Genomic DNA, 25,049 nt, shown 5'->3' on the forward strand with positions numbered 1-25,049 from the left:
ATAATATAATTATTATACCATTATTTTCTATAATCTATATTTATTTAACCTAAAGATTTGTTAAGAAATCTATCTTATAATTTCTTTTCACCATATACCTAATTAACTATACTTTCATATTTCTAATCTTTTAATACATATATTTCTATAGCTTTATCTTTGTTCAATAGCTATAAAAAAAGAGCTCCATCTGGAACTCCTCTCTAATAATCTTCTTTATAACTAACTCTCTTCTTATTTATTTTTATATAAAATCTATGATACTTTTTTAATTATAAATATTATAATTACTTTCCGTAAGCTGTTGTTTTTATTTTTCCTGAACCATTACTTTGATTTCCATATTTATCAGGAATAATTCTACTTGACTTTACATTTCCTTTCGCCTTCTTTTCTTCAATTAACTTTTTCATCATTTCTATATTTTTATTCATATTTTTCTCACTTTCATTACTTATTTTGTTAATAATGCTACATTTTCTATATGGCTCGAGAGGATAGCAAGTACGTCAAATGCTATTGGTGGTTCGTGGGAACATATCCACTGCGTTTTTGGCACTATCGGTAGACGGAAACATATCCATTTAATCTTTACAAATAATAATGGTACCTTCCATAGCATAATAATTCAATGTTACCTGAGGGTAATCATTTACAAAATTAAAAATATACTTATGGTATTCATCAATGCCACATGGATGAACTTCAAAAATTCTATAATATTCATTTGTCTCTAATCCGTTTTTAAGTTCTGCATACCCTACTATGCCATCTTCTTCGCTACCTTTTTTCTTAATAAAAATCTTCTTAATTCTAAAATCAAAACTGTATATTTCATCATTTGGTTTCACTAACAACGGCAACACCTTTATTTCATTAGACAACTCATTTATGTCATTCTTAACATCAATAAAAAATGATATATATTCAACAGCATGGGATTGAGCATTTTCTTTCATAACCTGCTTAAAAGTGATGTTTTGGATTCTTTGACTATTATTCAGACAATTTGGCAACTGATTCTTAACCTCTGTAAGAATCTCTTCTGTTGTTTGTTGAACATAATCATTTACTTCTTTAGCCTTATCCAAAGCATTCACCATCGAATAGGGTGTCCCATCATATATGAAATCTTTAATTAAAAACTCATCATTAGAACCTATCATAAAACTAGTCTTAACTGTAACAAGAATTGTCTTGATATGCTTAATGTAGTTATCAAAAGCTTGTAAATATAAAAAGGACTGATTAACTTTATTCGCATCCAATAATTTTTTTAATTTTAAAAATGATGTAACTGTATCTAGCTTTCTGTTTACTTTTTTTATTAGCTGCCTGTCCATAATATTAAAGGATTCATCTCCAAACAAAGCAGCATTTATAATTTGAAATAGAATATCAAAGCTCATTCTAGCATAGTGAAAAAACTCTACTATAGTTTTTCTTAAAAAGATACTATCATCAATATCTAACCCTGCAATTTTCAAGTCAGTACAATGCAAATCGCTCTCTTTTACAGATGCAGAACCAGTTTCAACTGCTTCTTGTAAAATCTTTGACTGCTGTGCTTTTAATGAATCTATTCTATTTTTATGAACACTTACTAATAGTTGATATGATAAATCCATATATGTAAGCATCTCTCTTAGACTATCAACATATTGCCAAGTATCATATACCTTTTGATGTGCTAGTTCTTTTTGAAACTCTTTAATATCTAAACTCACTCTATGCTTCCTCCTCTACACATCCATCAAACACTAACAACTGTTCAATGGATAAAAACTTTCTTATTAGTTGAGTTAAATCAATATCTCCAACAGCTATCCCACCACAAAGTGAGCCTTTGAAAGTATACTTTTTACCTTCAGTATCTGTAATAACCATTTCCCAGTTGCCTATATCTGTCGCATAGCAACCCAGTTGGTCGCTATTTATGTACTGCGAAAAAAGTGTCAGTATTTCCTTTGCCACTGGTTTTCCGATAGCAAAATGTTGTCTTCTGCAAATCTCAAATTTACCAAATCCATTTGCATACTTATATCCTGTAAACCATACTCTACCACTAACAGAGATAGTCAAATGCTGTTCCACTTCGTCTTCATGAAGTGGTTCTGGACCATAGCATATGTTATTGGATACAATTCTTACCTTTTGTATCTGCAATCGGAACCCCCCCTATGTTATTCTTTTCTTAAAGCTGTCAAAACTGCTTCTAAATACTCCTGCCAATAATCATTATCGCCTTCCATATCATGAAGCCAATAATACATAAACAGTATTTCAAATTCCTGCTTTCTTCCTTTTGTGAAGGATTTTTTCGGCATCTTTCTGTACAGTGAATCAAGGTTAAAGAGATTACTTTTCTTCTTATAATCATAATCGTACTTTCTCCAAGTATTTAGGCTTTTTTTCCTATGAGTTGAAGACCAAATATCCTCGTTATCGTAAAAACTATTTATCCAATCATAGGCAAATGCAAGAAGATTAACCTGATGTTTCGCCCAGGTCTTATCAATCCAATCATTTACTTCATCGGAAATAATCGGTGTACCGAAGTTGAATCTTTGTTGGCTTTCTACCCTATGATAGTCTTTTATAAAAAGAAAAAGCATCTCTGTCTGATCTTTAAGAAACGGTAACTTTTTAACGAGCTGTGAATAGCAATCATATGAAGCATTTCTAAATTCACTATCAGCGTTATACAGAAAGAAAAACTCATTCTCCTTCACAATATTTCCAACGTATTTGTGTATCTGCTTCCCATATTCATTATAAATATCAACAACCCATTGGAGTGTTCTGAGTAGATTAGACATATAGAATATACGATTTTTTTCTGATTTTCTTAGGATTTCTCAATTTTCTATTTTTTTATATATTTATAACTTTTTGTAAGTGTAGTGTGCATTTTATACAAGTACCACATAATTAAATTTTAAGCAACTTCTTTTAAATTATTATAATAACTTTTTCTATACTCCCTTGGTGACTTATACCCTAAGGTAGAGTGTAATCTTTTTGCATTATAAAATAATTCAATATATTCAACTACAGCTTGCTTTGCTTCCGCTCTCGTTTTAAATTTTCTTCCATAAAGAAAGTCCTTCTTTAAAGATGAGAAGAAGGATTCTGCACAAGCATTATCATAACAACATCCTTTAGCACTCATACTTTGGATACATCCATTCTCTCTTAATAAATCCTGATAATCATAAGATGCATACTGAACCCCTCTATCAGAGTGAAAAATAAAACCTTCATTTGGCTGTTCTTTTAGTATAGCAGTATTAAACGCATCTATAACTAACTTTCTAGTCATAGTAGAATCCATTGACCAACCAACAACTTCTCTATCAAACAGATCAATTACAGTCGCTAAATATAGCCATCCTTCTTCAGTTCCTATATAAGTAATATCACCAACATAAGCCTTTTTAGGTGCTTCTACGTTAAAGTCTTGTTTTAACAAATTAGGTGCAACAGCATAATTGTGATCTGAATAAGTAGTAGCTTTGTATTTTCTAGTAATCTTGCTAGAAATATTATTTTCCTTCATTAATTTAGAAATCTTATTTTTACCACATTCTATTCCATAATACTTAAGTTGAGCCTTTATCCGTCTAGCACCATAGGTGCCATAAGATTCTTTATGAACTCTCTTTATTTCTAAAACGAGCTTTTCATCATTAATTGTCCTTTCAGATGGCGGTCTTTTTAACCATGCATAATATGAGCTCCTCTTTATATCTAATATATTACACATCTTCTCCACTCGAAATACGGAGCTATTATCAAGAATAAATTTATATTTTATTTCTCTGGCTTTGTGAAGATGCGTATAGCTTTTTTTAGTATTTCATTTTCCTCTTGAATATCTGCTAATTTCTTTTTTAATATTCTTAATTTTTCATCTTCTGGTCTTAGTTTTCCGCTACCTGGAAAGGCAGTTTCTCCATGCTCTTTATATTTTTTAACCCACCCTCTAACAGTTGCTTCACTAACACCTATATCTCTTGCAACATGAGTTGCTTTTTTACCTTGATCTATTACCAACTTAATAATTTCTTCTTTATATTCCTTAGTAAATCTTCTTTGGTTTCCCATTTAATAAACACATCCTTCTTAATTCTTATTATACGTACTTTCTATGTGTCTATCAAATTGGGTATACTCCACATTCTCTAACTTCAGGCTCATACTCCCTAAGCTGCTTACGATACTTCTCCAACTTTTCATTATGTAGAACTGTTTTTTCTTCAGCTTCAGTAATATTTAAATAGTTGTTAAAGTACTCAAATACATAATCAACACAGATTTTCATATTTTGAGTACGTGCATCAATATCAAATTCATTGAGCTTATCTTCTTTTTTCCTTCGGGAAATGTATTCCTCAATTGTAAGCATATGAACACCTCATTTTTTCCACTTTTACAGTTCTCTTAGTCAACTACATCAAGAGTACCTTTAAAGCTTATCAAAGAGACACCTTTCATAATAATCTCTTCCCTCGGTTTCTTAGATGTCATTCTATTAAAGGACATATCCTATTTGGTTGACCCCTATCACACCCCTACGAAGAACGGTCATATTAACCGTTTCGTATGATGTGCGATTTACTATATCACTCGGCAATGTTTTTTTTATTTCTGTGGTATTCACATTAGTTCTGTCTATCTTTATGGTATCAATACCGATTTCTTTAAGCACTTCATCTGGGAGTTCATAGTTTTGTTCTACCAGTCCAAAACAGGTGAAACCTGTATCAACACAAAATGAGATAAGTTTTTTCTTGCCGATATTATATACAGTAGCAAAAGCACATCCAACTAAACTTCCTATTAAATAACCAAAGACAGGTAATTGGAAACCTAACGCTTGACCGATAGCACCACCAATTTTCACACCAATCAGATAGCCACTTGAAATTACAACACCATCAACAAAGGCTTCTCCCATTTGCTTGGCTGTCATTTTACCAGCCGCCACCAATATACTGTTTTTGACTGTTTCCATCACAATTGCCACAACAGAACCAAGCAGACTTGGGTCTACTGTTCTAAGTGCCTCCCCCAACAAACCTTCTTTACAAATAATATATAGGGAACAGGAAACTGACCCTCTCAAAAAACCTTCTGCACTGGCAGTAATTGCCTTTGAGCCCATTTGCTTGACATGGTTTATATTGATTTCTCCGTGCTTTATGAGATAATCAATGGCTTTATATAATTCTGGAGCAAGTTGCATGGCAACAGTTATTGCGGCAGCCGTGCAGCCAGCCTCTAATGACTGTTTCAGTAAATGTTCATTTTTTATAACATTAGCAAGTGTTACACCTTGTTCTTCGGCATTAAAATTCTGCTCATGCCCATAGCGAGCCATGTCCTCTAATTCTTTTTGAGTAACAGGATTTGATTCAATCTCTTCTTTGTTGGAAATTCTATCCGTTAGATGTTTTTCTGTATCTCTATTGGCCGTAACAACATCCGGACGGATTTCTTGATTACGCAACGCTCTCTTATGAACATCCTGTTTAGCCCCTTCCAAATGGTCCGTTGGTACAAGTCTTTCTTGACCACCATAAAGAGGTTCTCTCGTATCAGCAGCTAACTTTGCCTGTGCAAGACCGCTCTCTTGTGGTGAGCGATAAGCCTTAGCACTATAGTCTTGAGTATACCCATCTGCTTGAAGTTTAATATCAACTGACCCTAACTCATTACTATGCAAAACCTGTGCTTTATCTAATGACCCCGCAGCTACTGCATTTATATTGAAAGTTCCTGCTGCGTATTCTTCCAGAACATACCCCTTAAAATGAGCAACATCCTGTCCACGGTACGGATGATTATTTATATTTTTTTCTAACTGTTCAATAGCCTCGGCTACTTGTGATACATAGTCAAGACCAACGTGAGCTGCCACATCTGCACCAACTACTTTTGCAGCAAACTCCCAGCCTTGTTGCATTTCAGTTTTTTTCTGCATACCCATCTCCTTTATGAATTCATGAACTTCTTAAGTCCATCATTATATAAACTGATTACTCCAAAGAAAAGCATTTGACGTTCCATTGCTTTTTTATTCTTGAAATTTTCTTCAGAGAAAACAAGTGCCTTTTCACTAACTTCCGCAAATGCATCTCCGATTGTATTGCTTACTTTTTTTACAACACTCTTTCCTTTTGCAAAAAAGCCTGTTTTTTCTTGTACTTCTGGTTGAACTTCTTCCTCAGACACAGATTCTTTCATTGGAGCAATTTTAGGCTTTATTGCATCTTTAACTGCTTTAGGAGCAGGGAGTGTTTCCAGTTCCTTGTGAAATTCACAATAACTCTCAATGGATTTTATCTCATTCGGAGTAACATATATCACTGCCTGATTTCCTGCCCATCCATAACGGATGCCGTGCTTATAGAATTTCACATCAATAACAGGAATCAATTTGTCAACACCCTTAATATCACCTAAAAAGAGGACTTTTGAGTTAATATTTCCGGCTTTTTTATTTCCAAGCCACACTTTTTCTGTCCAAGCAACAACATTGATGTTGTTATCTGTTGTTCCTGTCACTGAATCTTCTGAACCATCCTTAGTTTCAATTAATTTCTTCATCTGGTTAGCAAGCATCTCATCCTTATACACGATAATTAATGTCTTAGGTTCGTAAAACATATCAAATCTCCTTTGCTCATTAAATATTAATCGTATCAAATTTTACCCAAGCAACTGACGTATTTTAGCTGTTAGCAGCACTTTTCTCTTTTCGTAGAACTCTTCAAAATTCTCTAATTCAAGAGAAACTCCCTCTGGAATAATTGCTTCTCTGCGAAATTCAGTTTTTTGCTCATCATTCATATCATTATAATAATCGACAAGACGCATAGCATTTTTACTTCCATTACTTCTTCCCTCAAGCAGTTGAAGGTTCGGCAATCTATTTCTGTTGCCTCTCCATCTACGCCAATCATCCATAGAAACAGATATAGGTTTGGTGTTGTCAAATCGGTCATACGGATGCAAATGGTATTGTTCATATTTGAAATTCTTATTCATCCAATCAGCCCCTAAGAAATACAGAGCCTCACCTGCAACACGGCTACCTTTTTCAGAATTGATAATATCATCAATTTTTCCATCGGTAACTCTAAGGTCATTCATTTGCTCAAGCATATCAACAGTTATTTCATACTCATTATCGTTGATATTACTTTTCATTTGCTGCAACTTACTTGTTGTACCAGATTGGAAATAATTAAACAATACAGCTCTAGTAAAATATGCTCGTATACCTTCAACATTGTTTATATACTCTGGATTGTAATAAATGAAATATATAATAGGTAGAAGTACGTTCCAGCTACTTGAAAAACGGCTGACTTCTATCTTCATATCCTTTAAAATAGTCTCAAGATTTTTAAGAGCTTTCTTGAAATCTTGCCAATTGTTTTTTAAGTCTTCTGCTATTTGTTTATTTATGTTTGATTTTACAACATCACCATATAGCATAAGAGCAGAACGAATGATGAAATCAGAGCCAAATCCTTCATACGAATCCACAAGGAGTTTACCAAATTCCGTCTTTGCGTTAGGCCAATAAGCCTCAAGAATAGACATGGTTATTTCGTGCTTTTTCAGAGCCTTTCCACCGCTATTAAAACGGACAAACATTTCCAAGGCATCATCCTGTTTCATGTCCTGAATTTCTGTATATCGTATCAGCTTTTCCACAAAAATTTTATTATACAACTTATTCAATATGCCCCGTGCATACTCTTTGCTATCTGATGGAACATTAGAAATAGCTGACTCTATAGCCTGTTCTCTTGTTGTTTCATCTTGGAACTTTTCACTTAAGATTTCTTTAATTTCAAATTGGGTAGGACTCAGTTTCCCTACCTTTTCAGTAAACTTAATATCAAACTTTTTACTGTTATATTCTTCTTCGTCAACAGTTAGCTTGTTTTTGTTTAGTTCAATCAACAGCTTTACAATAGTTCCACCTGTTACTTTCTTTCTGGCGTGTTTTTGTCGTATGAAAGCACGACCAAAAAGCGATAAAAACAATGAAGTTAATCTCTGTTGACCATCCAATACCGCGGTATCTGTTGTTTTTACATTAATATTGCTTAATTCATAATTTACACTATCCGCTTGCTTTCTGCTATCAAAGGTAACCTCTGATAGAAAATTACAGAAATATGTATCCCAACTAACATTATCATCATCAACGTGCCAAAATAGGAAAGTTGCGATAGGATAATCTAGAAGGATGGAATCCCACAGCTTTTCGATCTGTTCCATACTCCATACATATTGTCTTTGAAATGCAGGTATAACATATTTTCCGTTTTTAATATGCTCAAGTGCCTCATAAATTGTAATGCTATCATCAATTAAAAAGCTCACGTTTATTCCTCCTCAACATAGAAACTAGACTTATATTTCATAAGAATTTCCTCAACTTCATCCCAAACCCATACTCGCTCTCCATCATCTTCAAAAACCTTACCGTGTGATTTTGGTCCGTCTAATTTCATCTGCGAATAGTTATTCCTGAAAGTAGGAACAAATAAATCCGGGCGTTCTTTATCACTACACAAACGCTCCATCATAAGAAGAGTTGCTTCTCCTTCTATATCTATAGCCATAAAATATGCTTTGATAATTTTGTGGTTATACTGATTGGGTTTTAATGCCCACATAGGAATACGCTGCGTAGCTTTTCCATAAAAATCTTTATCTGTATTATCTATTAGCTTACCTGTCTTTGGTGTATATTCTTTTGATGCATTACCAAAAGCTTGTGCGATGTACCAACGGAGGCAGGTCTCTGCAGCCTCATCAGAGGTTTCACCAGTTAGATTAAGTGCTATATTAAACTTCTCATATACATCTGTATCAACTGAAAAATATATATTTTTACTCATGATTTAACCTCCATTTACTTATATTTCCATATATTTCATTATACTTTCAATTAGTGTCTTTGTCTATACTCATATACTAATTGAAGTAACCAAAGAAAATACCCTGCATTTCTGCAAGGTGCTAACTTCTATAAGCTTTTCTTTTATCTTTCCACGCCAACGCTTGTGCCTGACTTGAATTCCACCGAGAACTTTTCCTCATAAACCGTTACCTTTTCAACCATTCGTCTCACAAGGGATTCATCGTATTTTTCTATCTGCTCCATCTGCTCTGCAAGGAACTCCTGCATCTCGGCAATTCGCTGTTTCAAGCCTTCTCTTTCCGCATTCTCTGCCATAGCATTCTGGTGTTAGTATAAAGTAGTGGACACATTAAGTCAAACTAAGTAAAATTATATTTAGTTAAGAAAGGATGTGTCAATTATGGGAAGTGGCAAAAGGTATGATCAAGAATATAAAAATATGATAGTAGATTTATTTAAATCAGGAATGAGCTTAGCAGAGCTAAGTAGCGAATATGGCATTGCAAAATCAACAATCAACGGCTGGGTTAAAGATGTAAAAGAAGTTAAAATAGATGAAAATGAATCTATGACACTTAAAGAAGTAAAGGCTTTAAAAAAGGAAATGGCAAGGATTAAAGAGGAAAATGAAATATTAAAAAAAGCTATGGCCATATTTACAACAAGAAATTAAATCAAGTAATACTATTTATAGATAATAATAAAAATAATCATGATATTAAGACTATGTGTACCGTTCTAGGCGTAGCCAGAAGTACATATTATAAATCTTTTGATAAAATTAAATCTTCAAGAGCAATAGAAAATGATGCATTAAAAGCAGCGATTACAAGGATATATAAAGCTAACAAAGAGATATATGGTGCTCCTAGGATTCATCATATACTTGGTACAGAAGGCTTTAATGTGTCAATAAAGAGAGTTCAAAGAAAAATGACTGAACTTGGTCTTTGTGCAATAACTGTAAAAAAATATAAGCCTTATTAAAATAAGAAAGTAGCAGAAGATTTGGAAAACGTTTTAAATAGAGATTTTGCAACTACTTCTATTAATGAAAAATGGGTTGGCGATATTACATATATTCATACTATCAAAGATGGTTGGTGCTATTTAGCTTCAGTTCTTGATTTACATTCAAAAAAAATAATTGGCTACGCCTTCGGTAAAGGAATGACTAATGATTTAGTTATTAAAGCTTTAAAAAATGCCTACTACAACCAAAATCCAGATAAAAATAAAAATTTAATATTTCATACAGATTTAGGCTCTCAATATACTAGTAATGATTTAAAAGAGCTATGTATACAGTTTAATATTATACAATCATTTAGTAAAAAAGGTTGTCCATATGATAATGCTTGTATAGAATCTTTTCATTCTTCAATAAAGAAGGAAGAAATCTATAGAAATACATACAGTACCTTCGAAGAAGCCAATATAGCTATATTTAAATATATTGAAGGCTGGTATAACAGAAAAAGGCTACACTCTTCTATTAATTACATGACTCCAAATCAATGTGAATTATTAGCTAGAAGTGTAGCATAAAAAAGTTTGACTTTTTGTGTCCAAGATATTGACGTAAGACCACCTCATTGGAATCTATATCCCCTAAATGTACTGATAGATAATCATAATATATTAGTTCTTGAAGTTCTAATTCTCTTTCAAAACAATTTACAAGTACCAATATCTTTATTGATGTTTCATAAATATTATTATATAAATAATTAGTTTTCATCTATCTCCACCCACTCCAACTTTCTATCATTTACTAATTCATGGCAAACCCCACACTTGTCCATAGGTTGAATTAATCCAAGAGGACGTACTTCTAAAGGAATTATTTTAGCCAAATCCAAGGTATCAGTTAATCTTTTAAATGAACTTTCATATAATTCTAAAGATTTATCTACTACACTCTGATATAGCTGTTCCTTTATTTCTTCATAAGGTTCTTCATCTATTAACTCATCTCTCGTAAATCTTTTTAAAGCCTGAGCAGAATGAAATACTATTCTTTGTCTATTAAAATGTTCTTTTATATATTTATTACAATCTAAAGTATTTATGTCCTTAACAACATCTTTTGTCTTTTCCTTATAAACTTCTATAAGTTGTTTTATATAAGGCATGTCCTTTTCGGTGCTATCAATTTCATCTGCTGGTCTTATAAATTTAGGCCTTTTGGGCATTCCCCCTCCAAATCTATATTTAAACCATTTAGTTTTACTATATTCATCAATTAATCGTATAGGTGCTAATTCCTTAACCATTTTAAAATTAAAATTTTCTATATATTCTTTAAAACTATTATCAAGTCCTATTGGTTTTTCTTTAGTAATTTTATTCTTACAATAATTATCCCAATTTTGAATAAGCCTCTTATTGATTTTAGCTGGATTATCAACTAAACTTGACAAAGCTGGTCCAATTCCTTGACTTGTTACTATATAATAATTTTTAGGAACATTATATTCTCCTTTGTAAGTATAATAACATAGCTTTCCAAACTCTATCCAATACTCACTTGGAGCTAATTGAGATTTATAATGTTTACATTGGTATATGTCAATCTCATCATTTTCATAATATCCTATTATATCTCTCCCTTTATCTCCTGCTCCCCCTAATCTTTTTACCGTTACGTATTGTCCTTGCAAATATGAATATGCCCATTCTAAAACCATTTCTTCAAATTCCGTATCAGACATTATACTTAATCTACTGCTTGGAGGTATATCCGTATTAAAAATTAATCTACTATCCTTTGGTCCCAATGGCTTTTCTATATCATGTATTTCCATATATCCACCTCAAAACTAAAAATTAAAATACCCTTCAATTTAAGTATCAATTAACCACTATTTAATATATTTTTAACTATTTATTAATTACTGCTTCTATTTAAGCATATCAAGAGCTTCTTTAAAATATAGTTTATTTCCCCACAACTCTTTATCTCCAACAATCACAATTCTTTTTTTAGCTCTTGTAACTGCTACATTTAATATATTAGGTGATTTAGAAGCCCAATTTACAGCCCCCTCATGTTCTTTATCTACACCTAAACAAATGATTACTATATCTGCTTCTTTTCCTTGAAACGTGTGAACTGTACCTATTGATTTATCCATCCATTCTTTCAATGATTTACTATCTATAAAGTCAAACTCACTTTCAAGTTTTTTAATTTTATCTTTAAGTCCAGTAACTACTGTCTTAAATGGTGAAATCACATATAAATTTGGAAGTGTATTATCCACAATGCACTCTTTTATCTTTTCATATATAATTTCTCCTTGCTCTGGCACATAATGTGACTTACCTCCACTACTAATTCCCTTACAATCAATCCACATGCTTTTCTCAATAGGTAACTCTTTATCTTTACTTAACGTTCCATATATCATTTTATTTTCATAAGCTATCTTATTGCTTATATTAAACATAGGATTTTCACATCTTCTATGAACTCTTAAAGGACATCCTACCCATAACTCTTCACGATTTGTACCATATTTATTTATCTTATCAGCCATTCCTTGTACTGATAAAGTTTTTGACACTACATCTTCTACATTCCAAGCCTTACCTATTACTTCTATCAATGATAATGGTACTGTTGATACTGGTTCTACTTGTAATGGGTCTCCAACAACAACAACTCTTTTTGAACGCCAAATAGCCCCAAGTGCAGTTTGTGGTAATGCTTGACCTGCCTCATCTATAAGCAACCATCCTATTTCTTCTCTTCCTAAATGTTTATACATTCTTGATATAGACGCAAATGGACTTGATATTACTGGAACTACCAAATATAAAGTATTCCACAACTCACTCATATAGCTTAAATAATCCCCTTGTATTTCAGCTCCTGAAAGATAATTCATCATTAATCCCATATTATTCTTTATTGGCTTTTCAGCATTCAATATAAATGCTTTATGCAATTGTAACGCTAATAGAAATAATTCACACCTCTTTTTATTCAACTCATCGGTTATCCATAAACAATATATTTGTTGGTTATCTTCTGACTTTTGCCAATACTTTTCTGGATACAGTTCCCCTATTTTACCCAACCACTCATCTTTTGTTTTATTAATACTATCCAACTTAATTAGATTTTTCTTTAATTCCCCATTTAATTTAGTTTCTTGTGCTTTAAATTTATCTAAAGTCTCTTTAATATCATTTAGATTATTATTTGCCTCTAATACTTCAACTAATAGTTTCTTTTTATCTTGATTTTGAACTTCTAACTCTAAAACATACTCCTTATACTTCTTTCTATTTAAGATTCTACTAAAAAATGATGGTTTTTTATTTAAATGACATTTAATTATCTCTTCTAATATATTAATTGATTCCCTTAATTTTATATTAATTTGCTCTTTCCTTTTATAATCTTCTTCACTTGATTTAATAACCTCTTGTACCTCTTTAATTATATTGTTAGTTGCAGTAATATTAATATTTACTTCTTTTTCTTCATCTATTGCTTGTTTAAATTTATCTAATTGATTTATATATCTTTCTACTTCATTATATTTATCTAAAAATCTCCTCTTCTCAGCTTCCCAACTTTGAACTTTATTTTTCTCATCTTCATTTTTGTGTATTTTATAAAATCCTCCCCACCAAAAATCATTTACGAATTTTGAACAATTAGTTTTCTTTCCCAAAGTAGCTGAAATTAGCCCCCAGCTTTCTATATTTAAAACCTTATTTGAAAAATCTCTAAAGTAATCAGCTCCTACCTCATTATAAAAACCATTTATAGCTCCTATCTCTGGTAACTCTTTAGATATATTTTCAACAGCATTATTATTATTAGAAACTATTGTTATACCATATCCTTTTAAATTTTCACTTAATTTGTATGGATGAAATGGAATATCGTCTCCTTTATTACTCTTAACTTTAATACAACACTCACTTTTTTGAAATGCGTCTTCTGGATTTTTATATTTTGCTAATTCTCGTGCTCTATTAACTATAATATTACTAATTATATCTCTTAATAGTGTCGTTTTTCCTGTTCCTGGTGGCCCATTTACTGAAAATACTCCTCTACTATCAGCCAATTCTTTTAGGGCTGTGTTTACTGCTACTTGTTGCATTAAACTTAACCCATGCTTTGAAGGCCATTTGCCCATTGGGATATTCTTAGGCTCTAAAGTAAGTTCTATATGTTTAATATCATTTTCTATATCTATTTTTTTAGAATCATTATATTGCAACACAAAATCTTTAAATGCTTTACCATAATTATTTACTTTCACTTCATTTATTAATTTTTCTATATCATTTAAATAAAAGCTATTTAAATATGTATCAGTTTCTTCATTATCACTATTATTTTTTATTGCAATTTCTTCTACTTTAAACTTTCTTCTTACTAATAACCAACTTTCGTCAAACCATTTAAACTGTTTTAATATTTCAGTAAAAACTTTACTTAATGTATCATAATTAACACTCTTCAATTCATTAATTGCAATACTTTCAATCCCCTCTACAAAATTTCTAAATTCATTAGAACTATTTGTTGTATTTATATATCCAGAAATAAGTTCATTTATAGCATAAGGTAATGTTGGTATTTTTATAGATTCCTCAATATACTCTCCTTTTTGATTAACCTTAAAAATACATAAACATGAAAATCCAGAAACCTTTTCTGGCAATCCATCTTTATCTCCATATATATTAGTTATAAAGTCTATTAAATCTGAATTCTTATATATCCCTAAATAGACTTCATAATTTTTTTCTTTTTCATTATTTAACCAAGGTAACTTTTCACAATATGATTCTTTACTAATTTCAACTTTAAACTCTGAAAACTTTTCAATTGTATACCAGTAGTATAATTTATTTATAATTTCTTTCATCTTAAACTCCTATATCTTTGCCTTATCCTTCATTGTTATAACATCAACATATATTTTCCCACTTGTTTGAGCTTCTTTAATTTTTATATCTAACATGCTTTTTAAAGAACATCTACCTTCAACTACATTAATTATGTCTCCTCCATCAACTAATATTGTTTTTACACTTTTCCCCATAACCAAAGCATTTACCGAGTCTTTTGAGAAACCATTCACTGATATGAATAATCCTCTACCATACATCTTCCCATCTACTTTATACGCAAATTGATATAAAGAATCTGAAGCACTTAAATTATCTGTCCATTTTGCCTCCACTATGTAATTTTCTCCATCATACTTTATTACACCGTCTATTTGTTCTCCCGTTATCTTAAACGCCTCGCTCATTTGAATTCCTTCAACCAAACATAACTCTTTTAAAAACTCTTCAAATAAATAGCCTCTCTTTTGTAGATTAATAGCTATTCCATTTTCATCTCTTGCTGAAAACAACATTAAAAATTTATGTTTTATCTCTTCCATTGTATTAACTGTTTTTGATTTAGCATTTTCGTAGTCTTCTCTTTTTTTCTTTCTTCTTTAATCTTAAAATCTCTTATCTCTTGCAATTGTTTAAGATGTTTTATGTTTTTTATTGCTTTGCCTTTGTCTAATTTTTTTATCTCATCAAAATAATAAGGATTGTAATAATCCCATTCAACTAAGCTTTTTAATATACTTCTAAATTGTCCTATGCCATCGTCTGGTCTTGATTTTAAATTGCTAAATACTAAATCTATAATTCCACTTCTTGATAACTCCTTAACTTCATTAACTTTAGGTAACTCTCTTGTTGTGCAATTATTATTCTTAAAAAAATCAATAATATCATTTTTGGCCCAAAAAATAGCCAATATACATTCTTTCATGCAATCAATAATGTCTTTAGGCAACATTCATATACTCCTCTTCCTACAATAATATTTTTACCATTAAAATCATTGTAAATTATTTGGGTTTTATTAGCAATTATTTGTTATTAATACTAATTTTGAATATAAAAAGAGCTAAAGATTTACCCTTTAACTCCAATAAATATATTTTATATTTATTTACTTTCTATTCTTTATATTTTTAATTTCCTTTTTTAAATGATTAATAGTTTGATTTTGATTCTTTAACATTTCTTCCATATCTATTCTTATTTTTTTAAAATTATTATACTTTTATTCAATATTCTCAGCTTTTCTATATATTTTTTTATCTTTATTATCTATTTTTTTCAACGTCTTTTTTACAATCACATTTAACTTGATTTTTGGAAACTTTAAGTTTTTCAATACATTCTTATAAAGGTTAAAAATGATTGCCGGAAATATAAAAATTAAAGATAAGAAATAAATTAATCCTAGTAAAGGATATTTGCCTTACTAGGATATTTTAATTCTATTTATAAAATTGCAAAAGATGCTTAATTTTTGACGCTTATGTTACAAAAAAGTCTAATCAAACTTAGAGCCATGGATTTAGAAAAAATGACTAAGAAATCTCTCTCTTAATCCTACTATAATTCAATCTTTGTTTAAATCATATTTCAATTGCAATTCAATCCTAACCACTTCTGAAGACCTGGTTTTATTAGTGTTAAGGATTAGTCATTTCGAGCATTTACTCCTTCATACTCTCAATCTTACTCCTTGAAATTCTCAATCAGCTACCATCCTTATTCCTTTGCTTTCGCCATCGGCGATACTGCCTCTTCGCACAAAGTGTGACCACCTTAGTGCGACTTTTTCGTAACTGGTGAGACTTTTTTGGAATTAGCGTGAGTTTTTTGTGTGGATACACTTATTTTGTTAATAATGCTACATTTTCTATATGACTTGTATTTGGGAACATATCAACTGGTTGAATTTCTTCCACTTTAAATCCTTCTTCTTCTAGTATTTTTAAATCTCTAGCTAAAGTACTTGGGTCACATGATACGTACACAACTCTTTTTGGCTTTGCTTTTCCTATTGCTTCTAGCAATTTTATATCGCATCCTTTTCTTGGTGGATCAACCACTATAATTTCTGGATTTATTCCTTTTTCTATAAGACTTGGAATTATCTCTTCTGATTTACCAACGAAGAATTCTGCATTTTTTACATTGTTTGCTTTTGCATTTTCATTTGCATTATCTATTGCTGGAGCTATAATTTCTACACCATAAACTTTCTTTGCTTTTTGTGAAAGGAATAATGTAATTGTTCCTGTTCCACAATATGCATCGAAAACTGTTTCATCTCCAGTAAGTCCTGCATATTCTAAGGCTTTGGAGTACAGTACCTCAGTTTGAATAGGGTTTACTTGGAAAAATGAAAGTGGTGATATATTAAATTTAAAGTTTCCTATATAATCTGTAATAAAAGCTTCGCCCCACAACGTTATACATCTTTCACCTAATATAACATTAGTTTCTTTTGGGTTTATATTTTGAACTATGCTTTTTATTCCATCTATATTTTCTGTAATTAGTTTTATAAATTCATTTATATATGGAATTTTTTCTTTTAATGTTACCAATACAACCATTACTTCATTTGTTTTAAATCCTCTACGAATCATTATGTGTCTAAGAAGACCTTTGGAGTTAAAAGTACTATCTATAGTTGCAGGAGCTATTTTATATTCTTCCATCCATTTTCTTGTTAAAGAAGCTACTTTATCTGCTATTTCATCTTGAATAAGACATGTTTCTAAATCTATTATATTGTGGCTTCTTGGAGCATAAAATCCTATAGCTAGCTTTCCATCAACTAATCCTACTGGAAGTTGTACTTTGTTTCTATATCTTTCTGGTACATCCATTCCTAATGGATATTTAACTAACTCTTTAGATAATCCTCCTATTTTATGTACACAATCTTTTACTCTATCATATTTAAAATCTAATTGGCTTTTATAGCTCATATGTTGAATAGAACAACCCCCACATTTCTTATAGTGCTTACATTTTGGTTCTTCTCTTTCACTTGATGCTTCTATAATTTCTAAAAGCTTAGCATATGCAAAGTTCTTTTTAACCTTTACTATTAATGCTCTTACTCTCTCTCCTGTTAAAGCACCCTCAATAAATATAGGATAACCTTCTATCTTAGCTATCCCTTCCCCCTCGTAACCTTGTGAAACTATATCTAATATGTACTCTTTATTTTTATCTACCATAATTATTCACCAACTATTCCTTTTCTTTGGGTATTACGTATTTTTGATTATAGCATATCATTATATATGTGTGAACTAAAGCATTTATTTTTACAGGTAAAAAAAAAGCACCCGCAGGTGCACATACAGAATCGGTTGCCACTTAATTCCATATTTATATTATATCTATCTTCAACTGATACTATACATTATAGCCTAACTTTTATCAATATAATTGTTAACTTTTTGTTAACTTTTATATTTTAGCCCTATTTTATCCATTTTTTAGGTTATTTTATAGGTTTTCCGCCTTACAATTGATAATGTTTTTCATTTAGTAGTTTTTTATCAACTTTAACTTTAATAAATTAATGAATTTATAATTTAGTTTTAAAATCATGATTAAGCTACTTCCAATTTATCTATTAATATAGTTTGCAAAAGAAAAAGAAGTATCTTTCGATACTTCCTTTTTTAAGTGTTATTATTCAACTATGCTTATCTTTAATAAGTTTGTAGCACCAATCTTATCAACAGGAACTCCAGCAGCAACAACTACTGTTTCTCCTTCTTTAACGAATCCATTTTCTTGTGCTATTTTAACTGATCTTTCCATCATTTCATCTGTTGATTCCATTCTATCAGCAACTATTGGATAAACTCCAAAGCATAAAGCTAATTTCTTAGCAACTTTTTCTTCTGGAGTTACAGCAACTATTGGACAATCTGGTCTACATTGAGATAATCTTCTAGCAGTTGCTCCACTTTGTGTTGATGAAATTATAGCTGAAGCCTTTAATTCATTAGCAGCATTTGCAGCAGCTCTTGATATAACTCCTGCTATAGCTGGAATATGCTTCTTAGCTCTTGAAATTGCAACTTCATAGTTTAATTGCTTTTCAGCTTCTTGTGCTATCTTAGCCATAGTTTGAACAGCTTCTACTGGCCAATCTCCGTTTGCTGATTCTCCTGATAACATTATTGCATCAGTACCATCATATATAGCATTAGCTACGTCTGAAACTTCTGCTCTTGTTGGTCTTGGGTTTCTTATCATTGAATCTAACATTTGAGTAGCAGTTATAACTGGCTTACCTACAGCGTTACATTTTTCAATTATCATCTTTTGAACAGCTGGTAATTTTTCCATTGGAATTTCAACACCTAGATCTCCTCTAGCTACCATTATACCATCTGAAGCTTCTAGTATTGAATCTATGTTATCAACACCTTCTTGGTTTTCGATTTTTGAGAATATTTGAATGTGTTCTCCACCGTTTGAGTTTAATACTTCTCTTATAGTGTTAACATCTGATGCTTTTCTTATAAATGAAGCAGCAACTAGATTAACTCCAATTTCGCATCCAAATTTAAGATCTGATATATCTTTTTCAGTTAAAGCTGGTAATTTTATTGAAACTCCTGGAACGTTAACTCCTTTGTGAGTTCCAACAAATCCTGTGTTTTTAACTACACAGTGAACTTTATTTTCTTCTACTGATTTAACTTCTAATCCAACTAAACCATCATCTATTAATATAATATTTCCTGGTTTAACATCATTTGCTAATCCTTCATAAGTAACTGAACATTGAGTTGTATCACCAACTACATCTCCACCTGCATAGATTGTAAAATCTGTTCCTACAGTTAATTCAACTTTTTTAGGTTCAAATTTTCCTGTTCTTATTTCAGGTCCTTTAGTATCTAACATTATAGCTATTTCTTTATTGTGCTTTTTAGCTAATTCTTTTACTAAATTGATTCTTTCTGCATGTTCTGCATGATCTCCATGTGAGAAGTTGTGTCTTGATGCATTCATTCCTGCTTCGATTATTTGTGATAATATCTCTGGACTTTCACTAGCTGGTCCTACTGTACAGATCATCTTAGTCTTTCTCATGTAATAACACTCCTTTGATTGCTTAAAATATAGTTTTTGTAAATTACTATTGCTTAAAATTTATTTATTAAATTTACCCAAATATAGTATTTGGCTCTCAACATCAAACTATTCCTTTAAGGTTATAGCAATAATTTTGAGAAACCAAATTTAAAATTATAATTTTATGATGATATTTCATTTGCTACTTTAAATAAGTTATCATCAAATGTTCTATCTAAAGCTAAAGCTTCATCTATATCTTGATCTATAATTTCATTATTCTTAATTCCAATAACTCTTGAAGTCTTTCCTTCTAAAAGAACTTCTACAGCTTTTGCTCCCATTTTAGAAGCTAAAACTCTATCAAAGGCACTTGGGCTTCCACCTCTTTGAATATGTCCAAGAACAGTTGCTCTTGTTTCTATTCCTGTTACTCCTTCAACATATTCAGCTAACTCTTGTGCTCCACCTACGCCCTCAGCTAATAAAACTAAGTTATGTATTTTTCCTCTTTGCTTTCCTTCTAAGATTACTTTACAAAGGTCTTCTTTGCTATAACCTTTTTCAGGAGTAATTATATATTCAGCTCCACCTGCTAAACCTGCATATAAAGCTAAATCTCCACAATCTCTTCCCATAACTTCTATTACTGAAACTCTTTCATGAGAAGTTGAAGTATCTCTGATTTTGTCGATAGCATCTAATACTGTATTTAAAGCAGTATCAAATCCTATTGTATAATCTGTGTAAGTTAAATCATTATCTATTGTTCCTGGTAATCCAATTGTCTTTATGCCTAACTTTGATAAAAGCTTAGCACCTGTAAATGATCCATCTCCACCAATTACTACTAAAGCATCTACGCCATAAGCTTTTAATATTTTAGTAGCCTTAATTCTTACTTCTTCTTTTTTGAACTCTAAACATCTAGCTGTTCTTAATATTGTTCCACCTCTGTGAATTATATCTGATACAGATGATCTGTTCATGTTGAATAATTCACCATTAATTAATCCACTATAACCCCTTTGAACTCCCATAACTTCAATTCCATTGTGTAACGCTGTTCTTACAACGGCTCTGATAGCTGCGTTCATTCCTGGAGCATCTCCACCACTAGTTAAAATAGCTATTTTTTTCATGTTGACTCCTCCTTAACACCACCGGGACAAAGGTTGTCCCACTTTTTGTGAAATAATCCATATTTTTTCATACTATAATAATTTTATATTTTTATGCTGTTAAAGTTTAATTTACTAAAGTTTTACCACCTCTATTATTTTACTTGCTATAAGCATTTTATGCAACTAAAATAATAGACCTTTGACGATTTTTATCGAGTTTTTTATACTCTATTATCTCTATTATAACCTAATTTTCTATTATTTATAGCTAAATTAATAATTTTTCTCTAATTAGTTTATGTAAAATTTTTCATTTACTAAATTAATAGAGATTTTGTTGAATTTACAACTATGTAATAGATTTCTTAAAAGATATTTTTAAAAATTTGATAATTGGAATATTTTGTTTTACTACCTAAAATAGACGGGATATATCAGTAATTCTGACATATCCCGTTTATTTAATCTATAACTTTTACGTTTTCTTCCCCAGCTAGTTTTCTAAAATACATTAATGCATCTGTCTCTAAGTCTATCCATAAATCTTTAGACATTCTATAGTTTTTTCTATCATTTGCAGTAAATATATAAACTGTTGTATCACCTTTATATTCATTTGGCATCATTTTTAAATTTTTTGTTAACGCCTTACCATCATCAATATTTTCTACTCTTATATATACTTTTGATGTATTAATTTTTTCTAAAGGTTCTATAGTTTCACAAATAAGCTTTGGAGGTTCATCTTCTTTTAAACTTACTCTTCCCTTTATTACAACTAAATTATCTAATTTTAATTCTTCTCTAACTTTATCTAATGTCTTAGGGAAAACTATAACTTCAATAATACCACCTAAATCTTCTAGTTTAAGAAAAGCCATCATAGTATTATTTCTAGTTATTTTTTGATTTACTTCAGCTATAATTCCTCCAAGTATAACTCTTTCATCATCACGAATTAAGTCCTCTAAAGCTTCATCACTTAAACTTTCTTGTATTAATTCATAAGATTTATAAATTTTATCTATACTTGTGCTAGTTTGCACTTTTAAACTTTGAACATATTCATCTAATGGATGTCCTGATAGATATAATCCTGTCATTTCTTTTTCCATTGCTAAAAGGTTCTTCTTTGAAAACTCTTTTATATTAGGATATTTAATTTCTGGAGTTTTTAATGTTTCTTCTGCAAATGAAAATAAACTAATTTGCCCATCTACATTTCGCTTCTTTTCATTAGATACACTATCCATAAGTTTTTCATAAACAGCTAAAAGTTTTGATCTAAAAACTTTAAATTCATCAAATGCACCTGATTTAATTAAACTTTCAACAGCTCTTTTATTTATAGCTGCTAAATCTACCTTATTTATAAAATCAACTAAGGTCTCATATCTACCTTTTTTACTTCTTGAAAACACTATATTTTCAACAACATTAAACCCTACATTTCTTATAGCAGCCATACCAAACCTAATTTTATCACCTTTAACAGTAAATTTAGAAAAACTTTCATTTATGTCAGGGGGAAGAACCTGTATCTGTAAGCTTTCTGCAAAGTTTATATAGTGTGCTACTTTTTCACTTATACCCATAACCGAATTTAACATAGCTGCTATTGTTTCTACAGGATAATAATGCATTAAATATGCTGTCTGATACCCTATTACTGCATAAGCAGCTGCATGTGATTTATTGAATGCATATGAAGCAAAATCCATCATAGAATCAAAAATTTTATTTGCAGCTTCTTCTGATATACCATTACGCTTACATCCTGGTACCTCTATATTCCCATCTTTATCTTCAACACCATAAATAAAGTTTTTTCGTTCTTCTTCCATAACCTTATGCTTCTTTTTAGACATAGCTCTTCTTACAAGGTCACTTCTTCCCATTGAATATCCCGCTAATTTTCTAACAATTTCCATTACTTGTTCTTGATAAACCATTACTCCATACGTAACATTAAGTATATCTTCAAGCTCTGGTGTTTCATACTTAACTTTATCTGGATTCCTCTTACACTCTACGTATCTCGGAATTTCTGCCATAGGCCCCGGTCTATATAGTGATATTCCCGCAATTATATCTTCTAAGCAATCTGGTTTTAACTCCTTCATAAAGGATGTCATACCTGCAGACTCTAACTGGAATACCCCTGCTGTTTTCCCTTCTCCTAGCATTTTATATACTTCTTTATCTTCAAAGTCTATTTTATCTAAATCAATGTCTACTCCTCTATTTGCTTTTATCATTTTAACAGCATCACTCATAACTGTTAAAGTTCTAAGGCCAAGGAAATCCATTTTTAATAGACCTAATTCTTCTAATGTAGTCATATCAAATTGAGCTACTATTGATTCATCATTTTTTTGAAGTGGAACATATTCAACTAATGGATTTGATGCTATTACAACACCTGCTGCATGAGTTGATGAATGTCTTGGCAAACCCTCTAAATCTTTACTTACATCTATAAGCGCTTTAACTCTTTCATCTGTATTATAAGCAGCTTTTAATTCTGGATTTAATTCTAAAGCCTTATCTATTGTTATTCCAAGCATTGTAGGAATCATCTTAGCTATTTTATCTACTTCTGCATAAGAATAATTCATAGCCCTTCCTACATCTCTTATACAAGCTCTTGGAGCCATTGTTCCAAAGGTTATTATTTGAGATACATTGTCTACTCCATACTTTTCTACAACATAATCAATAACTTCTTGTCGTCTCTCATAGCAAAAGTCAGAATCTATATCTGGCATACTTACTCTTTCTGGATTTAAGAATCTTTCAAATAGTAAGCTGTACTTTATTGGATCTATCTTTGTTATTCCTAATGTAAATGCAACTATTGAACCTGCTGCTGATCCTCTTCCCGGACCTGTTGGAATTCCATTATCATTTGAATATTTTATAAAGTCCCATGTAATTAAGAAATAATCTACATACCCCATTTGATTTATTACTGATAGTTCATACTCTAATCTCTCAACATATCCACAAGCTTCTTCACTTTTTTTAGAATAATCCACAACCTCTTCCACATTTAGTGGTTTATTTAGAAAATCCTTAAAAATATCATATCTTTCAATAAGTCCTAAATAACATATTTCCCTTAAATAATCATAAGGCGCTTTACCTTCTGGTACTGGAAATTTAGGAAGCTTAGAAACGTGAAATTCGTAATCAAAGTTACATTCTTCTACTATTTTTGATGTATTTTCTAGTGCCTCTGGGACAAAGGAAAACATATCCCACATTTCTTCTGGAGATTTTAAGTAAAATTGATCTGATGGATATCTTTTTCTATTAGGATCATCTACAGTTTTAACTGTTTGAATACACATTAAAACATCATGTGATTCTGAATCTTTTCTATTTATGTAATGAACATCGTTGGTTGCTATAAGAGGAATTCCTGTTTCTTTAGCTAGCCTTATATTATCCTCTATAACTTTTTTCTGCTCTTCCATTCCATGATTTTGTATTTCTAAATAGAAATCACCATTAAATATATCTTTATATAATAATGCAGTCTCTTTTGCCTTTTCATAGTTGTCTCTTAAATGCCAGCTTTGAACTTCTCCTCCAAGGCAAGCACTTAAAGCAATTAGACCTTCACTGTGACTTCTTAAAAAATCATGATCAACTCTTGGTTTATAATAAAATCCTCTAATAGAAGCTTGGGATACAATTTCCATAAGATTTTCATATCCCTTTTGATTTTTAACTAAAAGAACTAGATGATGGGTTTTATTTTCCTTATCATTAATTTTAATATCCATGGATTTTGCTGCAACATAAACTTCACATCCAAGTATTGGTTTAATTCCTTGAGCAATTGCTTCTTTATAAAAAGCAACGCAACCATACATTACTCCATGATCTGTTATAGCTATACTATCCATACCTAGTTCTTTAGCTTTACTTATTATTTCTTTTACTTTTCCTGAACTATCTAATAAACTATATTCTGTATGCAGATGTAGATGAGTAAATTTCTTTTCCAATCT

General features: G+C 30.8%; 21 protein-coding genes and 1 pseudogene. 1 reads left to right on the forward strand and 21 read right to left on the reverse strand.

The annotated features are described in order from the left end of the window. Window positions 1-287 precede the first annotated feature (287 nt). The 11 genes from ACYQ1T_RS04555 to ACYQ1T_RS04605 form a co-directional block, all read right to left on the reverse strand. Window positions 288-434, reverse strand: a complete 147-nt coding sequence (locus tag ACYQ1T_RS04555; RefSeq protein WP_459832312.1) for a hypothetical protein — start codon at window positions 432-434, stop codon at window positions 288-290. Window positions 435-584: 150 nt separating this feature from the next. Further along, window positions 585-1,727 (reverse strand): hypothetical protein, encoded by a 1,143-nt coding sequence (locus ACYQ1T_RS04560; RefSeq protein ID WP_459832315.1) that lies wholly within the window; start codon window positions 1,725-1,727, stop codon window positions 585-587. 1 nt (window position 1,728) lies between these two features. Continuing rightward, window positions 1,729-2,082, reverse strand: coding sequence for a hypothetical protein (locus ACYQ1T_RS04565; protein ID WP_459832317.1), 354 nt, complete (start codon window positions 2,080-2,082; stop codon window positions 1,729-1,731). A gap of 101 nt (window positions 2,083-2,183) precedes the next feature. Continuing rightward, window positions 2,184-2,732, reverse strand: a complete 549-nt coding sequence (locus ACYQ1T_RS04570) for a hypothetical protein (protein ID WP_459832319.1) — start codon at window positions 2,730-2,732, stop codon at window positions 2,184-2,186. 206 nt (window positions 2,733-2,938) lie between these two features. Continuing rightward, window positions 2,939-4,107, reverse strand: a protein-coding gene (locus ACYQ1T_RS04575; RefSeq protein ID WP_459830674.1) for an IS3 family transposase whose coding sequence is annotated in 2 segments (ribosomal slippage) — window positions 2,939-3,843 and window positions 3,843-4,107 — 1,170 coding nt in all. Because the reading frame shifts where the segments join, the coding sequence is not laid out codon by codon here. A 52-nt stretch (window positions 4,108-4,159) separates the two neighbouring features. After that, window positions 4,160-4,408 (reverse strand): hypothetical protein, encoded by a 249-nt coding sequence (locus ACYQ1T_RS04580; RefSeq protein WP_459832322.1) that lies wholly within the window; start codon window positions 4,406-4,408, stop codon window positions 4,160-4,162. 126 nt (window positions 4,409-4,534) lie between these two features. Further along, window positions 4,535-5,986: a hypothetical protein gene (locus ACYQ1T_RS04585; RefSeq protein WP_459832324.1), complete on the reverse strand. Its 1,452-nt coding sequence runs from the start codon at window positions 5,984-5,986 to the stop codon at window positions 4,535-4,537. Window positions 5,987-5,997: 11 nt separating this feature from the next. After that, the gene (locus ACYQ1T_RS04590) at window positions 5,998-6,672 is read right to left on the reverse strand and encodes a hypothetical protein (protein ID WP_459832327.1); all 675 of its coding nucleotides are present in this window, start codon (window positions 6,670-6,672) and stop codon (window positions 5,998-6,000) included. 42 nt (window positions 6,673-6,714) lie between these two features. Beyond that, window positions 6,715-8,406, reverse strand: coding sequence for a DUF262 domain-containing protein (locus tag ACYQ1T_RS04595; RefSeq protein WP_459832329.1), 1,692 nt, complete (start codon window positions 8,404-8,406; stop codon window positions 6,715-6,717). Window positions 8,407-8,408: 2 nt separating this feature from the next. Continuing rightward, a complete protein-coding gene (locus tag ACYQ1T_RS04600; protein ID WP_459832332.1) occupies window positions 8,409-8,927 on the reverse strand; it encodes a hypothetical protein in 519 nt (172 codons plus the stop codon). Window positions 8,928-9,070: 143 nt separating this feature from the next. Beyond that, window positions 9,071-9,265: a hypothetical protein gene (locus tag ACYQ1T_RS04605; RefSeq protein ID WP_459832335.1), complete on the reverse strand. Its 195-nt coding sequence runs from the start codon at window positions 9,263-9,265 to the stop codon at window positions 9,071-9,073. An 85-nt stretch (window positions 9,266-9,350) separates the two neighbouring features. Here ACYQ1T_RS04605 and ACYQ1T_RS04610 point away from each other — a divergent pair. Beyond that, window positions 9,351-10,498 (forward strand): annotated as a pseudogene (locus tag ACYQ1T_RS04610) (IS3 family transposase). On the opposite strand, the gene ACYQ1T_RS04615 reads toward ACYQ1T_RS04610, so the two are convergent. The 10 genes from ACYQ1T_RS04615 to ACYQ1T_RS04660 all read right to left on the reverse strand — a co-directional run bounded on the left by ACYQ1T_RS04615 (window position 10,482) and on the right by ACYQ1T_RS04660 (window position 25,046). Beyond that, a complete protein-coding gene (locus tag ACYQ1T_RS04615; RefSeq protein WP_459832337.1) occupies window positions 10,482-10,691 on the reverse strand; it encodes an ABC-three component system middle component 2 in 210 nt (69 codons plus the stop codon). The pseudogene ACYQ1T_RS04610 and the gene ACYQ1T_RS04615 sit on opposite strands and share 17 nt — an antisense overlap. Then, the gene (locus ACYQ1T_RS04620; RefSeq protein WP_459832340.1) at window positions 10,681-11,757 is read right to left on the reverse strand and encodes an ABC-three component system protein; all 1,077 of its coding nucleotides are present in this window, start codon (window positions 11,755-11,757) and stop codon (window positions 10,681-10,683) included. The genes ACYQ1T_RS04615 and ACYQ1T_RS04620 overlap by 11 nt, the downstream gene beginning before the upstream one ends. 96 nt (window positions 11,758-11,853) lie before the next feature. Further along, window positions 11,854-14,850, reverse strand: coding sequence for a DEAD/DEAH box helicase (locus ACYQ1T_RS04625; RefSeq protein ID WP_459832342.1), 2,997 nt, complete (start codon window positions 14,848-14,850; stop codon window positions 11,854-11,856). 9 nt (window positions 14,851-14,859) lie between these two features. Further along, complete coding sequence (locus ACYQ1T_RS04630; protein WP_459832345.1) at window positions 14,860-15,375, reverse strand: restriction endonuclease; 516 nt, start codon at window positions 15,373-15,375, stop codon at window positions 14,860-14,862. Beyond that, window positions 15,363-15,788, reverse strand: a complete 426-nt coding sequence (locus ACYQ1T_RS04635) for a hypothetical protein (protein ID WP_459832348.1) — start codon at window positions 15,786-15,788, stop codon at window positions 15,363-15,365. The genes ACYQ1T_RS04630 and ACYQ1T_RS04635 overlap by 13 nt, the downstream gene beginning before the upstream one ends. Window positions 15,789-16,680: 892 nt before the next feature. Beyond that, window positions 16,681-18,042, reverse strand: a complete 1,362-nt coding sequence (gene rlmD, locus ACYQ1T_RS04640; protein ID WP_459832350.1) for a 23S rRNA (uracil(1939)-C(5))-methyltransferase RlmD — start codon at window positions 18,040-18,042, stop codon at window positions 16,681-16,683. Window positions 18,043-18,055: 13 nt separating this feature from the next. Further along, the gene (locus tag ACYQ1T_RS04645) at window positions 18,056-18,184 is read right to left on the reverse strand and encodes a hypothetical protein (protein WP_459832353.1); all 129 of its coding nucleotides are present in this window, start codon (window positions 18,182-18,184) and stop codon (window positions 18,056-18,058) included. A 321-nt stretch (window positions 18,185-18,505) separates the two neighbouring features. Beyond that, the gene (gene pyk / locus ACYQ1T_RS04650) at window positions 18,506-19,924 is read right to left on the reverse strand and encodes a pyruvate kinase (protein WP_459832355.1); all 1,419 of its coding nucleotides are present in this window, start codon (window positions 19,922-19,924) and stop codon (window positions 18,506-18,508) included. A 164-nt stretch (window positions 19,925-20,088) separates the two neighbouring features. Next, a complete protein-coding gene (pfkA, locus tag ACYQ1T_RS04655; protein ID WP_459832358.1) occupies window positions 20,089-21,048 on the reverse strand; it encodes a 6-phosphofructokinase in 960 nt (319 codons plus the stop codon). Between the two features lie 443 nt (window positions 21,049-21,491). Beyond that, complete coding sequence (locus tag ACYQ1T_RS04660; RefSeq protein ID WP_459832360.1) at window positions 21,492-25,046, reverse strand: DNA polymerase III subunit alpha; 3,555 nt, start codon at window positions 25,044-25,046, stop codon at window positions 21,492-21,494. Window positions 25,047-25,049 lie beyond the last annotated feature (3 nt).

The sequence above is a fragment of the Clostridium carnis genome, assembly GCF_054657435.1.